The organism is Phormidesmis priestleyi BC1401 (assembly GCF_001650195.1).
GTDB lineage: Bacteria > Cyanobacteriota > Cyanobacteriia > Leptolyngbyales > Leptolyngbyaceae > Phormidesmis_A > Phormidesmis_A priestleyi_B.
Genome location: NZ_LXYR01000016.1, coordinates 87521 through 101559 on the forward strand (window position 1 = coordinate 87521; position 14039 = coordinate 101559).

A 14039-nucleotide genomic window follows, 5' to 3' on the forward strand; every position below is an offset into this window, starting at 1 on the left:
TGATTTTCAATCACGGGCGGATGAGCAACGCAGCAAAGAGTTTTAAGCCACGCCCTAACGGTTGAGGAATGAGAGAATGGTTACTCTTCATCAATGGAATCGTCCCGATCGTCGTCGATCGTCCCACCCAAAATACTTTTAACTAACTCATCAACAGTGATACCCCGCTTCTGAGCCATATACTCCAACATCGTTGCAACTTCAGCTTTCTGCTCTGCAACTCCGACACTAATTAAAGCCGCCGCTTGACTTGCCCTGCTGCGACCATACAGCCATGCCAAAATGGTCAGCCAGTCATCATCATGTTCACCCAATGGCGGCAATGTAATTCTCTTCGTCATAGTTTGACTACACGATTCCTGTCTAACGAACCGAATATGCGCTCATCTGTGTGTTTCTGATTTCGATTGACACAGATGTGCACATCGCGATAATATTCAAGCAAGCGAAAAGCTAGTGCGTCCCGTGGAAAGTTCAGCACTGGCTAAAGCTCCAAACTCAATGGAGACACTCATCATTATGCCCTATCGAGACCGCCTCAATAGGTGGTTAGTCGTGCGATCGCTTCCCAATATGCAGCGCATCATCGTCGCTCGTTGTCGCAACCGCTCCGATGCTGATGGATATTTACACATCTTGCGACGACTCATCCCCGACGGCACCTTTATCGTCGTGTTTGATGGTGATACCGATTCTAGCGAGGTCTAGGTGCTTAAGGAACTTGCGCAAAACTAGAATCCCTCGCTTCGGTGTCTGGGCTTCGACTGTGCTCAACTCGTGAACGACACTTGGAAACTCATGAACGACACTTGGGAACTCGCGATCGACTCTTGGGAACTCGCGATCGACTCTTGGGAACTCGCGAACAACGTTTGGGAACCCATGAACGACTTCGCTCAACTCACGGACGAGTCTAATCAACTCACGAACGAGTCTAATCAACTCATGAATGAGTCTAGTCAACTCATGAACGAGTCTAACCAACTCATAGACGAGTCTAATCAACTCACGAACGAGTCTAATCAACCTATTATTAACTTGGCAATCATTAAGATTGCACCCAGCTTTGTCACGTCGATTCAGTCAGCTTCTGCCCCCTAAATCCCCCATTCTGGGGGACTTTGAGCGAGGCAGAATTGCAGAGTTCAAGCCATTTCTCCCATTCAAAGTCCCCCAATTTTGGGGGATTTAGGGGGCGAAAGAGTTCTGCAACGACTGATCGATCGTTGCCGGGTTAATGGCAGAATATTGAGGGTTGAGCGAAGCCGAAGCCCGATCGGGGGTTGATTCAATTCGATCGTCTCCCGTCATCAGGCAGTCGGCACCGCATAATAAATGATCGCGAGAAACTGAATCGGCAACTCAATCAGCCTCTCAGGACCGTGAGGAACCTCACCCCGAAAGCTCAACGAATCTCCCGGCTCCAATAAATACGTGTGGATTCCGTGGCGATATTCCAGCTTGCCTTGCAGCATATAGATAAACTCGATGCCGGGATGCTCAAACGTGGGGAAGACCTCAGACGCATCATCCATCGTGATCAAAAACGGCTCAAACACCTTCGTCGGACCCTGATCGTATGCCAACAAATGGTAAGTGTGTCCGCGCTTCGTGCCGCGCCTCACAACTTCCATCCCGTCGCCTTGTTTGACAAGCTGTGCGCCGCCTGCTGGCATATTGTAATTGCGAAATAGCGTCGAGAGCGACACCCCTAACGCACTCGCCAACTTCCCGATCGTCTCCAAGCTCGTCGCCGTTTGAGCGTTTTCAATTTTTGACAACATCCCGCGAGAGATGCTCACCTGTTCCGCGACCTCCGCGATCGTCAGCCCATGTTTTTGCCGCAACTCTCGAATGGCATTGCCTAAATATCGCTCTAAAGAGCTGCTAGAAGAGACTTCTGTGCTTTTTGCTGCGGCTTCTGTCATGGTGATAGCTCTCGATCGTCTCGCTGAATCTGAATCATAGCAAGAAACTTTGTTGACACTCATGAAACTTCGAGCCATGATGTTTACTTAAGTTTTCTAGTGAGAACTTACAGGAGTTGTCATGCCGTTTCGTCTCTTAAAATTCGCTCTGTCGAAAGACCATCCCGAACCGCGAATGTTTCGCCAGCCCGATCGCTTAAAGTCAAGCTATGACGCAGTGATCATTGGTGGTGGCGGACACGGATTGGCAGCCGCCTATTATTTAGCACGCGACCATGATATGAAAAATATCGCTGTGCTAGAGAAAGGCTACATCGGCGGCGGCAACACTGGACGCAACACAACGATTATCCGATCGAACTATCTCACCCCAGAAGGCGTAAAATTCTACGATGAATCAGTGCGACTCTGGCAAGACTTATCCCAAGACTTCGATCTAAACCTGTTCTACTCCAATCGCGGACACTTCACGCTGGCACACACAGACGCATCACTTAGAACCATGCGCTGGCGAGCAGAAGTCAACAAACATTTTGGTATTGATAGTGAACTCGTCGATCCCGCTGAAGTGCAAAAAGCTTGCCCGATGATGGATATGACCTGCGGAGGTCACGCCCCAATTTTGGGGGCGCTCTATCACGCTCCCGGCAGCATTGCCCGTCACGATGCAGTGGCGTGGGGCTACGGTCGCGGAGCCGATTTGCGCGGAGTCGAGATTCATCAACAAACCGAAGTATTAGGGATTCAAATCGAGTCCGATCGCGTCACCGGAATCGAGACTTCCCACGGCACGATTTCAACGCCTCGCGTCTTGTGTGCGGTCGCCGGATCTACGCCGCGAATTCTGGATCTAGTCGGGTTACGATCGCCGATCTATATTCATCCTCTACAGGCGATGGTCAGCGAACCGATGAAGCCGTGGCTTGACCCGATTATTGTCTCTGGCAGTCTGCACGTTTATGTCAGCCAAACAGCGCGAGGAGAATTAGTCATGGGTGCCTCGCTTGATCCTTACGAACTACATTCCACGCGATCGACGCTCGATTTTGCCGAAGGACTTGCCGCCCATATGCTAGAGCTATTTCCGTTTTTGTCTCACGTCAAAGTGGTGCGCCAATGGGCAGGTATGGCAGACATGACCCCCGATTTTGCACCGATTATGGGCAAGACTTCGATCGAGGGGTTTTATCTCGATTCGGGTTGGGGCACTTGGGGGTTTAAAGCAACGCCCGTGTGCGGCAAAACGATGGCGTATACGGTGGCGCACGATCGCAATCATGATCTCATTGAAGACTTCTCGCTGTCCCGATTTGAGAATTACGAATTGGTTGGTGAAAAAGGCGCAGCGTCCGTGGGGCATTAACCATGAAACTTATGACTTGTCCGGTGAATGGGGCGCGATCGATTTCAGAGTTTGTGTGTGCGGGAGAAGTGCGACCAATACCTGACCCAAACACTACAAATGATCTGGCTTGGGGAGCCTTTGTGTTTCATTGCAACGGTGCCGCAGGAATCAAACAGGAATGGTGGTGTCACACGCCGAGCGACACCTGGTTTATCGCAGAACGCAACACGCAAACCGACGAAATTTTACGCACCTATCTATGGGGTGAAGTCGCATGAATCAACGCAGACTCCCTCCCATCTCAGGAGAATGGATCGACCGCAGCCGCCCGATTCAGTTCACCTTTGAAGGAACTCGCTTTACTGGATATGCGGGGGATACGATCGCCAGTGCGCTCTGGGCATCGGGTCAACAAATTTTGGGACGCAGCTTCAAATATCACCGTCCACGCGGGATCTTGAGTCTTGCCAATCATGACGTAAACTCTCTCATGCAGTCTGGGCAGAGATTGAATGTCCGAGCAGATGTCACGCCACTAGACGATGGAATGACGCTTTCAGCAATTAACACTTTTGGGGGAGTGATGGGCGATCGTGCCAGCGCGATCGAGCTTTTCTCACCGTTTCTCCCGGTTGGTTTCTACTACAAAGCGTTTAACAGCAAGCGTCTGTTTCCCATGTGGGAACGCCTGATTCGCAACTTGACTGGATTGGGACAAGTAGACTTCTCGACTCCTCATATTCGGACTGCCAAACGCTATGATTTTTGTGACCTTTTAGTGGTTGGGGCAGGCGTATCAGGACTCTCAGCAGCGCTCTCGGTAGCAGATTTGGGTGCAGACGTAGTGATTGTCGATGAGAATGCTAAAGCGGGCGGATCGGGTCACTATCAATTAGGAAATGAACCCTTTCGAGTCGAGAAAACAAACGAATTATTAAACGCGATCGAGAATCATCCGAAAATCCGTCTCTACACACAAACGCAAGCGTCAGGATACTACGCTGATGGCTGGATTCCATTATTGGATCACGATCGCTTAACTAAAATGCGCGCGAAAGCAGTGATTGCCGCCAATGGAGCCTATGAGCAACCTGCGGTGTTTCGCAATAATGATTTGCCGGGTGTCATTCTATCGAGCGCCGTGCAACGGTTAATCTATCGCTACGCAGTCAAACCAATGAATCGAGCGGTTGTTCTGGTTGCGAATGCCGATGGATATCGAACCGTGCTTGATCTGATTAGCAATGGAGTCACGATCGCTGCCGTAGTCGATCTGCGCGATTCTCTCAACAGTGATGTGGCACGATCGCTAGACCAACAAAATATCCCCATCTTCCTGGGATACTGCGTTTATGAAGCGAGAGCGAATCCGGGTCGCGATGGCATATCGGCGGCGGTAATTTGCCCGATCGACGCAAACGGCAACCCACAAACCGGATTTAAACAAACGATCGCGTGTGATGGCATTGTGATGAGCGTTGGCTGGGCACCTGCGGCAAACTTGCTCTATCAGGCAGGCACTAAAATGCGGTTTGATAAAGGGTTGCAGCAGTTTGTCCCCGATCAATTGCCGTCTGGCGTGTTTGCCTGTGGTCGCGTGAATGGCGTGTTTGAGTTTGAACAAAAGCTGATTGATGGTCGTCGATCGGGTCTAGAAGCAGCAGCCTATTTGGGATTGGGAGAACGCATCCAAGTGACAATCTCGCCCGAACGAGAATCTCCTTCGCACCCGTGGGCGATCGTCGAACATCCCAAGGGCAAGAATTTTGTAGACTTCGATGAAGACTTGCAGTACAAAGATTTTCCTAACGCTGTCCAAGAAGGATTTGACAACATTGAATTGCTAAAACGATATACAACCGTGGGAATGGGAGCGAGTCAGGGCAAACACTCGAATATGAATGCGTTGAGAATTCTGGCGCGAATCACTGGAAAGACTCCTGGTGAAGTGGGCACAACGACCTCGCGACCATTCTTCCATCCAGTCCCGCTTTCACATTTAGCAGGGCGAGGCTTCACGCCTGAGCGACGAACTCCACTACACAGCCGTCACGCTGCGCTGAATGCTAAATTTATGCTGGCAGGAATTTGGAAACGACCCGAATATTACGCTCAACTCGGCAAAACTCGCGACGAGTGTATCGCTCTAGAAGCTCAGGCAGTTAGGCATCAGGTGGGGATCATTGATGTCGGGACGTTGGGCAAATTTGAGATTCGTGGAGCCGATGCGGCTGAGTTTTTAGAGCGAGTCTATGCCGGACGCTATCGCAACATGAAGGTCGGCACCACACGATATGCCCTAATGCTCGATGAAACAGGAGTCACGATCGACGATGGCATCATTGCCCGACTTGGAGCAGAGCAGTTCTATTTCACAACGACAACATCAGGCGCGACTCCTATCTATCGTGAGTTGTCTCGGTTGAATACAATGTGGCAGCTAGACTGTGGAATTGTGAATTTAACAGGGGCACGATCGGCGATCAATCTTGCAGGACGATATGCCCGTGATGTCTTGTCTAAGCTGACTGATTTAGATCTCTCTAGCGTTGCATTTCCTTATCTCGCCGTGCGTGAAGCCCGAATTCAAGGGATTTCTGTCGTGTTAATGCGAGTCGGATTTGTGGGTGAGTGGGGCTATGAGATTCACGTTGCAGCAGAATACGCTTCAGCGTTGTGGGATCTGTTGTTGAAAGCAGGACTTGAGTATGATATTCGTCCCTTTGGGGTTGAGGCGCAGCGTCTTTTGCGACTCGAAAAAGGGCACTTGATTATCGGTCAAGACACTGACGGGCTAACGACTCCATTAGAGGCGGGGCTTAAATGGGCAGTGAAGATGGACAAGCCTTTTTTCATCGGTCAGCGCAGTTTACAAGTTTTGGCAAAACGACCCATCAAACAAACCCTGATCGGATTCATGCTTGACCCGAATTTCCAAGGAACTCCGCCGCAGGAATGTCACTTAATGATCGCTCGCGATCAGATTGTAGGGCGCGTCACGAGTGTTGCGTTTAGCCCCAGTCTCAGCCGTCATATTGGACTTGCCTACATGCGACCAGAACTGGCGGAGATCGGAGACCCTATCTCAATCCGATTATCCGACGGCACGATCGTATCTGCAATCATCACCTCAACTCCATTCTACGACCCCGATCAGTTACGTCAGCGAGAAGACGTGACCCAGCGAGAGGAGGTGACGGTATGATGCGTCGCATTAGCCCCAATCACGATCGGCTTCAGTCTCTCAGCGGCACCTGGCGAGACATTAACGGAATGCCGTCCCTCATGTCAATTCCTGGAGATGAGCAGACTGCGGCGCATTTGGGCATTGCTGATTTGTCATTTCTCACCCGCTTTGGGGTTAAAGGAGCCGGAGCCGCTGCTTGGCTTGAGAGCCGAGATTTGGAAGTGCCCGATCGTCCCAATACCTGGCGTTCTCTCCCCGATGGTGGCATTATTGCCCGTCTCGGCTTGACTGAATTTTTGATCGAAGATAGTCTTCACAGCAGTTTTGCGCTGCGATTAGCTGAGGCGTGTCAGCACGTTCCCGATCGTGTGTATCCGGTGTTGCGACAAGATGCCGCGATCGTGTTGTGCGGTACAGCGATTCCCGATCTATTACAGCAAACTTGTAGCGTTCACTTTCAATCATTCTCGTTGAATGATCATCCTGTAATTTTGACGTTAATAGTTGGCGTTAGCGTTACTATTATTCCGATCGCGCCTGATCGATATCGAATCTGGTGTGATGGCACCTTTGGAGCTTATTTATGGGAGACGTTGGCGACGATTGTGCAAGAGTTAGGTGGAGGAGTCGTCGGTGCCGATCGGTTAATCTAAGTCGGGCTAATCTTTAAAGGAGGACAGGATCATGACACTAGCAGAAGCCAAGCAGTTTCTAGAAACTCATCAGATTAAGTTTGTTCTGGCGCAGTTTGTCGATATGCACGGAACTGCTAAAACAAAAGCCGTTCCCGCCTCGCATTTTGAAGATATTTTGTGTCCGGGGGCTGGGTTTGCGGGGTTTGCCGTGTGGGGTTTGGGAATGCAGCCTAATAGTCCCGATTTTATGGCTGTAGGCGATTTGTCAACGCTGTCGATCGTGCCCTGGATGCCCGGATTTGCTCGTATTGTTTGCGTCGGACATGTTCTCGGCAAGCCCTACGCCTACGATGCCCGATTTATTTTGCAACAGCAAATCGAACGCTTGACCCAAAAAGGTTGGCTGCTCAACACCGGAGTTGAGCCAGAATTCGTGCTGCTCCGCAAAGATAATCAGGGCAAAATTCAGCCGTGTGACCCGACCGATACGCTCGACAAGCCTTGCTACGACTACAAAGGACTGTCTCGCAGCTTGACGTTCATTGAGAAGCTCGTGACGAGTCTGCAAGCGGCTGATTTTGATGTCTATCAGATTGATCACGAAGATGCAAACGGTCAATTTGAAATCAATTACACCTACACCGATTGTTTAACGACTGCCGATCGCTTTATCTTTTTCAAAATGGCAGCGTCAGAAATCGCCAAAGAACTGGGGCTAATTTGCTCCTTTATGCCCAAGCCGTTTGCCAACCGCACGGGCACCGGAATGCACATGCACATGTCCATGTGGGAAGGTGACAAAAATATCTTTGCAGACGACACCGACACGCGGAACTTAGGACTGTCAAAACTGGCATATCATTTCATGGCAGGGTTACTTGCCCACGCTCCCGCGTTAACTGCCATTTGTGCGCCGACGGTGAATTCTTATAAACGGTTGGTGGTGGGTCGATCGCTGAGTGGCGCAACCTGGGCACCCGCCTACATTACTTATGGCGATAACAATCGATCGAGTATGGTGCGCGTCCCTGGAGGTCGGTTAGAGTTGCGTCTCGCGGATGGTTCTTGTAACCCTTATTTGGCAACAGCCGCCGCGATCGCGGCTGGGTTAGATGGGGTTGAAAAACAACTCGATCCGGGTGAACCGTGGAATGTGAATCTATATGACTTCTCGAATGCAGAATTGAATGAAAAAGGAATTCACACCTTGCCGCAGAGCTTAAAGGAAGCGATCGACGCGCTGGCTGCTGATGATGTGATCAAAAACGCATTAGGAGTTTTAGCCGATGAATTTATCGATCTCAAACAAATGGAGTGGGTCGAATATATGCGTCACGTCTCTGAATGGGAAGTCCAACGCTATCTAGAATTCTTTTAACAACTCAAAAAATATATTATGTGCGGAATCGTTGGACTGCTGGTCAAAAAACCTGAACTACGAAAATCACTCGGCGAACTGATGGTGCCAATGTTGATTGGGATGAGCGATCGAGGCTCTGACTCAGCCGGACTTGCCATCTTTACAGGCCTATTGGATGAAAGCCATCGCAAATATAGTCTCTACTCTGGCGACAAAGAGTTTAATTGGTCGGAATTGCTCTATGAATTTCAATCCCACTTTGAAGGAGACACCGAAATTGATAGTCAAGGCAATCACGCGATCGTGATTTCTAATGCCGATCCAAACTCAGTAAAACAGTGGCTCAAACATCACTATCCACACCTTTATCTGTTGTCTACCGGACGAGCGATCGACCTTTATAAAGACACCGGAACGCCTCAACAAGTCAGCGATCGCTATCACTTTAAATCGCTCAAAGGCTCTCACTTAGTCGGTCACACCCGCATGGCGACCGAATCGGCAGTTACCGCCGCCCACGCCCATCCTTTTACGGCGGGGGAAGATTTCTGTCTCGTCCACAACGGCTCTCTTTCCAACCCCCATGAGATTCGCCGCAAACTTGAGCCGCGCGGCATTCAGTTTGAAACCGATAACGACACCGAAGCCGCCTGTCGCTTTTTAGAGTGGCGAATGCGGGAAGGTGACGACCTTGAGAACGCGCTTCAGAGAGGCTTTGAGGAGTTAGACGGCTTCTACACGTTTCTAATGGGAACCGTCGATAAACTTGCCCTGGTGCGAGATTCGTTTGCCTGCAAACCCGCGATCGTCGCCGAAACCGATGACTATGTTGCGATCGCCTCTGAGTTTCGCTCTCTAGCTCATTTGCCCGATATCAATCACGCTCAACTCTACGAACCCGCCCCAGAGGAACTGTATGTATGGACAGTGTAATCTTTGATTTGTCGCAAACTTCACTGCGCGAAGTGAATCAGTTTCTCCATCACGGTGCGAATGGGAACCCGATCAAAATCATTAATCCAGATGGTGCCCACAATATCGCCGTAGGGCTTCACTCGCCCATCACCGTTGAGATTGCAGGTCACGTTGGCTATTATGCTGCGGGAATGAATCAGTTAGCAAACGTGACGATCGATGGCAATGCAGGCACGGGCGTTGCTGAGAATATGATGTCTGGACGGGTTCACGTCAAAGGCTTTGCATCCGTTTCAGCAGGTGCCTCTGCTCAAGGAGGATTGCTTGTGATTGACGGCAACGCGAGTCTGCGCTGTGGCATTTCGCTCAAGGGGGGCGATATTGTGGTGGGAGGCAGTGTAGGCAGCTTCTCGGCGTTTATGGCGCAAGCGGGACGAATCGTGATTTGTGGAGATGCGGGCGACGCGATCGGAGATTCTCTCTATGAAGCTGTGATCTACATTCGTGGCACCGCAAAATCGCTGGGAGCAGATGCCCAATTTGAGCCGATGTCAGACTCGGATTATCAAACAGTGGGTGAGCTACTTGCAAAAGCCGGATTTTCTCATGACTCCAAAGACTTCAAGCGCATCGCTTCTGCCAAGCGACTTTATCACTGGAACGCCGACGCTAATCAGGACTATTAACCATGAATCACTCCGAATCAAGTCAATCACTCTCTCTCGAAGAATCGGCAGGCTACGATCGTCGCATTCTCAACTACATTCAAAATGCTGCCGCTCATGGACTCTATGAAATTCGCGGACTGGGTGCAAAACGTCGATTACCTCACTTTGATGATTTGGTCTTCCTCGGCTCATCGTTGAGTCGCTATCCCCTCGAAGGCTATCGCGAAAAATGCACTACAAAGACAATTTTGGGCACGCGCTATGCCAAAAAACCGATCGAGCTAGAGATGCCAATCACGATCGCAGGCATGAGTTTTGGGTCACTTTCTGCCAACGTTAAAGAAGCGATTGGACTTGCCGCCACCGAAGCGGGAACATCGACGACAACAGGCGATGGGGGCATGACTTCGGAAGAACGGCTCTCGTCTAAAACACTCATTTATCAATGTTTACCGTCTCGCTATGGGTTCAATCCCGATGATGTCAGGAAGGCAGACGCGATCGAGATAGTGATTGGTCAGGGTGCAAAACCGGGTGGTGGTGGAATGCTATTGGGACAAAAAGTAAATCCCAGAGTTGCAGAAATGCGAACGTTGCCGGAAGGAATTGATCAACGATCGGCGTGTCGCCATCCCGATTGGACAGGACCCGATGATCTGACCATCAAAATCCAAGAACTGCGAGAACTCACCGATTGGGAAAAACCCATCTACGTTAAAATCGGCGCATCTCGAACGTTTAATGATGTCAAACTCGCTGTTCACGCGGGGGCAGATGTGATCGTCGTCGATGGAATGCAGGGCGGTACCGCCGCGACTCAGAGCGTCTTTATCGAGCATGTTGGCATTCCAACGTTGGCAGCCGTGCGCTTAGCAGTGGAGGCACTCGAAGAATTAGACATGAAAGGGAAAGTGCAGTTGATTGTGTCGGGCGGCATTCGCACAGGCGCAGATGTGGCTAAAGCACTGGCGATGGGGGCAGATGCGGTCTCGATCGGACAAGCTATCCTAATGGCTCTAGGCTGCAATAGTGAAACCTATATTCAAAACGGGACGCATCACTCAGCGATCGCAGACTACAACGCATTAGGAACCGCGCCGGGATACTGTCATCATTGTCATACGGGTCAATGCCCAGTCGGAGTGACAACTCAAGATGCAATGCTAGAAAAACGCCTAGAACCACACGTCGGAGCACGTCGAGTCAAAAATTATTTACAGACCCTAAATATGGAATTAACGACGATCGCCCGTGCCTGTGGAAAGCAAAACGTCCATCATTTAGAGCGCGAAGATCTGGTTGCGCTGACGATCGAGGCGGCTGCAATGGCGCGTCTCCCTCTTGCCGGAACAAACTGGATTCCTGGCTGGCAAACAGGTTCTAGCTTCTAACTTAACTTACTCAAACGCTTGCTATGAAACAGTTTGAATAGACTACTGATCTTCCTCGGATCTCAGCATCGACAGGGAGAGGGCTAGGGTGAGGGCACAGTATTCGTGCAGGAGGTCTAGTCATCGCCCTACGAGTAGGATGAGAGTAGATTACTGGGAGAATCGCATGACAGACTATCAAAAGATTGAGTATCGCATCGGCAAAGACGGCAAAATCGTCGAAACGGTGCTTAACGGACTGGGCGCAACCTGCACTGATTTGACTTCAGAAATCGAACACTCGATCGGAACTATCGAATCACAAACATTGTTACCAGAGTATTACGAAGGTGATGAATTTATAACAGTAGAAGACACTCAAACGCTTCAACAGGGTGGAATCTGATGACCGACTCTAACCTGATTGGATTCGGGATTGTTCTTGCGGTTGGGTGCATCGCTGTTATCTTAGGCTGGATGGGTGAAGACTCCGATCGCAGTAATCCATCTGAAGAAAAAGTAACTGAGCTACAGCAACAATGTCAACGACTGCGAGAGGAATTAACATCACAAAAATTACAACTCACCTCAGATTTCAGCAACGCTACCTTCGAGCAATTACAAACGCTATTTGTAACCTATCCTAGTGCTTGTAAAATGGCACAGACAATGCCCACTCTTCCTGCCCGAAATTTGGTTGCTCTCTTTACGCCTTTGGAAAATTTGCTGCAAAGTTGGAGTATTGAAGCGATCGGATCTCCCTGGCAGTCTGTCTCCTACGATCCGCAACTCCATCAACCCGATGTAGATGATATTGCGATTGGAGAGAGCGTTTACATCCGGTTTGTCGGCTATCGACACATTGGAGAAACGGTTTCGCATCAGATTCTCTGCCCCGCAAAAGTGAGTCGCACTCTTCCCGCTATAAATCCTGAGTGATCTGTCTATGACTTCTGTTGCGATCGACTTTGGCACTACCAACACGGTTGTTAGCATTCTCGAACCCGATACTCAAACGCCTAAAACGATTCGCTTTCCTGCCATTTCACGGTTATTATACGACGAGATTCCGGTGACTCCGACGCTGATATTTGTAAAAAGTGCGGAGCAAATTGTCCTGGGTGAACAGGTGCGATCGCAGCGCTTAGGAATATCTCAGCCCGATCGCTTGTTCAAAGCATTTAAGCGAGATTTAGCGGCTGACTTTCAACCGCCCGATCGCCAAATTGATGGACAATCCTATAGTGTTGAATGGGTATCTGAACAATTTATTCAAGCAATCTGGCAACAACTCCAGCAACAGCAAATTTATCCTTCTCAAGTCGTTTTTACCGTTCCGATCGGAGCGTTTGAGCGTTATTTGGGATGGTTTCGTGAGGTGGCGGCGCGGCTTGATATCTCTGATGTGCGGCTCGTTGATGAGTCTACGGCGGCAGCGTTGGGTTATGCGGTGCAGCGTCCCGGTGCTCTCGTTCTTGTCGTTGATTTTGGCGGCGGCACCCTCGATCTGAGTTTAGTACGGACAGTTGGCAAAACCTCTGACGCGCAGCGAGCAGAAGTGCTGGCAAAAGCCGACGCATATCTTGGCGGTGAAGATATTGATCTGTGGATTGTCGAAGATTATTTGTATCAAATTGGCTCCTCGCGGGCTGCGGTGGGCGCGATCGGATATCAAACCTTACTAGAGGTTGCCGAGCGTCTCAAAGTCAGGTTATCGATCGCTGAGGAGGCAAAAGAAAGCTGGCTCGACGAATCTACCTTTATGGCTTACGAGTTGCGTTTAACCCGATCGCAGTTAGAAGACATTCTCGAAACGCGACAGCTATTAGAACAAGTCCGACAATCGCTCGATGAAGTGCTGACGATCGCGCTTTCAAAAGGCATTTCCAAGTCGGATATTGAGCAAGTGTTGCTCGTCGGCGGCAGTTGTTTAATTCCATCTGTGCAGCAACTTATCGGATCTTATTTTGGGCGGCAGCGAGTCAAACTCGATAAACCGTTTGAGGCGGTTTGTCATGGCGCATTGGCGCTTGGTCAACTGACGATCGAGGATTCTCTACGCCACAGTTACGCGATTCGCCTCTGGGAACCTTACGCCCGATCGTATTCCTATTTTTCGCTCTTTGAGCAGGGCGATCGCTATCCCTGTCAACGGGCTGAACCGCTGATTTTGCAAGCCGCGATCGAGGGACAAACTGATCTTCGCCTCGACATTGGAGAGGTTGCAGTGGTTGCTCAATCAGAGGTGAACTATGACGAGCAGGGCAGAATGACGAGTCTACCGATGCGTCAACAAGAGACTTACCGATCGCTAGAACGTCAGCATGAGCAAGTGTGTGTCGCTCACCTCAATCCGCCGGGGCAAGTAGGTGTCGATCGTATTTCAGTTCAGTTTGAGGTCACCGATCGGCGAGTGCTCACTGCAACAATTCGCGATTTGCTGACGCAACAGATTTTGGTCGATCGAGGCTCGATCGCCAAACTACAATAAGGGAGCCGCCTGAACAGTTCTCTAAAGAAGTGATCAACGGCTCCCCAACTTCCTAGAGTTGAATGGTGATTTTGTTGTGCAATTCCTCCAGTTGAATGAGTGAACTGTTACCCAGGACGATGTTGAACTTCGCTAGCGAC

At 50.1% G+C, this 14039-nt stretch carries 16 protein-coding genes; 13 read left to right on the forward strand and 3 right to left on the reverse strand.

Annotated elements, in window-relative coordinates:
• Positions 1-80 precede the first annotated feature (80 nt).
• Positions 81-341: a hypothetical protein gene (locus A8707_RS11110; RefSeq protein ID WP_068816952.1), complete on the reverse strand. Its 261-nt coding sequence runs from the start codon at positions 339-341 to the stop codon at positions 81-83.
• Positions 342-501: 160 nt separating this feature from the next.
• On the opposite strand from A8707_RS11110, the gene A8707_RS11115 reads away from it, so the two are divergent.
• Positions 502-708 (forward strand): hypothetical protein, encoded by a 207-nt coding sequence (locus A8707_RS11115; RefSeq protein ID WP_068816953.1) that lies wholly within the window; start codon positions 502-504, stop codon positions 706-708.
• Positions 709-798: 90 nt separating this feature from the next.
• Positions 799-1101, forward strand: a complete 303-nt coding sequence (locus A8707_RS11120; protein WP_068816954.1) for a basic helix-loop-helix domain-containing protein — start codon at positions 799-801, stop codon at positions 1099-1101.
• Positions 1102-1188: 87 nt separating this feature from the next.
• Here the strand turns inward: A8707_RS11120 and A8707_RS30210 are convergent, their stop codons facing one another.
• Entirely contained in the window at positions 1189-1311 is a 123-nt protein-coding gene (locus A8707_RS30210; RefSeq protein WP_269452707.1) for a hypothetical protein, read from the reverse strand.
• Positions 1311-1928 (reverse strand): helix-turn-helix domain-containing protein, encoded by a 618-nt coding sequence (locus A8707_RS11125; protein WP_068816980.1) that lies wholly within the window; start codon positions 1926-1928, stop codon positions 1311-1313. Before A8707_RS11125 ends, A8707_RS30210 begins: the two co-directional genes overlap by 1 nt.
• 121 nt (positions 1929-2049) lie before the next feature.
• On the opposite strand from A8707_RS11125, the gene A8707_RS11130 reads away from it, so the two are divergent.
• The 11 genes from A8707_RS11130 to A8707_RS11180 all read left to right on the forward strand — a co-directional run bounded on the left by A8707_RS11130 (position 2050) and on the right by A8707_RS11180 (position 13899).
• A complete protein-coding gene (locus A8707_RS11130) occupies positions 2050-3291 on the forward strand; it encodes an FAD-dependent oxidoreductase (protein ID WP_068816955.1) in 1242 nt (413 codons plus the stop codon).
• A 2-nt stretch (positions 3292-3293) separates the two neighbouring features.
• The gene (locus A8707_RS11135; protein ID WP_068816956.1) at positions 3294-3551 is read left to right on the forward strand and encodes a sarcosine oxidase subunit delta; all 258 of its coding nucleotides are present in this window, start codon (positions 3294-3296) and stop codon (positions 3549-3551) included.
• Positions 3548-6478 carry a 2Fe-2S iron-sulfur cluster-binding protein gene (locus tag A8707_RS11140; RefSeq protein WP_068816957.1) on the forward strand — a complete coding sequence of 977 codons (2931 nt, stop codon included), beginning with the start codon at positions 3548-3550 and terminating at the stop codon, positions 6476-6478. The genes A8707_RS11135 and A8707_RS11140 overlap by 4 nt, the downstream gene beginning before the upstream one ends.
• Positions 6475-7113 carry a methylglutamate dehydrogenase gene (locus A8707_RS11145; protein WP_068816958.1) on the forward strand — a complete coding sequence of 213 codons (639 nt, stop codon included), beginning with the start codon at positions 6475-6477 and terminating at the stop codon, positions 7111-7113. The genes A8707_RS11140 and A8707_RS11145 overlap by 4 nt, the downstream gene beginning before the upstream one ends.
• Positions 7114-7144: 31 nt before the next feature.
• Entirely contained in the window at positions 7145-8473 is a 1329-nt protein-coding gene (gene glnT, locus A8707_RS11150; protein ID WP_068816959.1) for a type III glutamate--ammonia ligase, read from the forward strand.
• An 18-nt stretch (positions 8474-8491) separates the two neighbouring features.
• Positions 8492-9388, forward strand: a complete 897-nt coding sequence (locus A8707_RS11155) for a class II glutamine amidotransferase (RefSeq protein ID WP_068816960.1) — start codon at positions 8492-8494, stop codon at positions 9386-9388.
• A complete protein-coding gene (locus A8707_RS11160; RefSeq protein WP_068816961.1) occupies positions 9376-10056 on the forward strand; it encodes a GltB/FmdC/FwdC-like GXGXG domain-containing protein in 681 nt (226 codons plus the stop codon). The genes A8707_RS11155 and A8707_RS11160 overlap by 13 nt, the downstream gene beginning before the upstream one ends.
• A 2-nt stretch (positions 10057-10058) precedes the next feature.
• Positions 10059-11429, forward strand: coding sequence for an FMN-binding glutamate synthase family protein (locus A8707_RS11165; protein ID WP_068816962.1), 1371 nt, complete (start codon positions 10059-10061; stop codon positions 11427-11429).
• A 166-nt stretch (positions 11430-11595) separates the two neighbouring features.
• A complete protein-coding gene (locus tag A8707_RS11170; protein ID WP_068816963.1) occupies positions 11596-11814 on the forward strand; it encodes a DUF2997 domain-containing protein in 219 nt (72 codons plus the stop codon).
• A complete protein-coding gene (locus A8707_RS11175) occupies positions 11814-12347 on the forward strand; it encodes a hypothetical protein (protein ID WP_082906325.1) in 534 nt (177 codons plus the stop codon). Before A8707_RS11170 ends, A8707_RS11175 begins: the two co-directional genes overlap by 1 nt.
• 7 nt (positions 12348-12354) lie before the next feature.
• Complete coding sequence (locus tag A8707_RS11180; RefSeq protein ID WP_068816966.1) at positions 12355-13899, forward strand: Hsp70 family protein; 1545 nt, start codon at positions 12355-12357, stop codon at positions 13897-13899.
• Positions 13900-14039: the final 140 nt, after the last annotated feature.

Bases quoted from the DNA above. Each gene is read 5' to 3' on its own strand.
- A8707_RS11110 (WP_068816952.1), bottom strand. From the start codon at position 341: ATGACGAAGAGAATTACATTGCCGCCATTGGGTGAACATGATGATGAC.
- A8707_RS11115 (WP_068816953.1), top strand. From the start codon at position 502: ATGGAGACACTCATCATTATGCCCTATCGAGACCGCCTCAATAGGTGG.
- A8707_RS11120 (WP_068816954.1), top strand. From the start codon at position 799: ATGAACGACACTTGGGAACTCGCGATCGACTCTTGGGAACTCGCGATC.
- A8707_RS30210 (WP_269452707.1), bottom strand. From the start codon at position 1,311: ATGACGGGAGACGATCGAATTGAATCAACCCCCGATCGGGCTTCGGCT.
- A8707_RS11125 (WP_068816980.1), bottom strand. From the start codon at position 1,928: ATGACAGAAGCCGCAGCAAAAAGCACAGAAGTCTCTTCTAGCAGCTCT.
- A8707_RS11130 (WP_068816955.1), top strand. From the start codon at position 2,050: ATGCCGTTTCGTCTCTTAAAATTCGCTCTGTCGAAAGACCATCCCGAA.
- A8707_RS11135 (WP_068816956.1), top strand. From the start codon at position 3,294: ATGAAACTTATGACTTGTCCGGTGAATGGGGCGCGATCGATTTCAGAG.
- A8707_RS11140 (WP_068816957.1), top strand. From the start codon at position 3,548: ATGAATCAACGCAGACTCCCTCCCATCTCAGGAGAATGGATCGACCGC.
- A8707_RS11145 (WP_068816958.1), top strand. From the start codon at position 6,475: ATGATGCGTCGCATTAGCCCCAATCACGATCGGCTTCAGTCTCTCAGC.
- glnT (WP_068816959.1), top strand. From the start codon at position 7,145: ATGACACTAGCAGAAGCCAAGCAGTTTCTAGAAACTCATCAGATTAAG.
- A8707_RS11155 (WP_068816960.1), top strand. From the start codon at position 8,492: ATGTGCGGAATCGTTGGACTGCTGGTCAAAAAACCTGAACTACGAAAA.
- A8707_RS11160 (WP_068816961.1), top strand. From the start codon at position 9,376: ATGGACAGTGTAATCTTTGATTTGTCGCAAACTTCACTGCGCGAAGTG.
- A8707_RS11165 (WP_068816962.1), top strand. From the start codon at position 10,059: ATGAATCACTCCGAATCAAGTCAATCACTCTCTCTCGAAGAATCGGCA.
- A8707_RS11170 (WP_068816963.1), top strand. From the start codon at position 11,596: ATGACAGACTATCAAAAGATTGAGTATCGCATCGGCAAAGACGGCAAA.
- A8707_RS11175 (WP_082906325.1), top strand. From the start codon at position 11,814: ATGACCGACTCTAACCTGATTGGATTCGGGATTGTTCTTGCGGTTGGG.
- A8707_RS11180 (WP_068816966.1), top strand. From the start codon at position 12,355: ATGACTTCTGTTGCGATCGACTTTGGCACTACCAACACGGTTGTTAGC.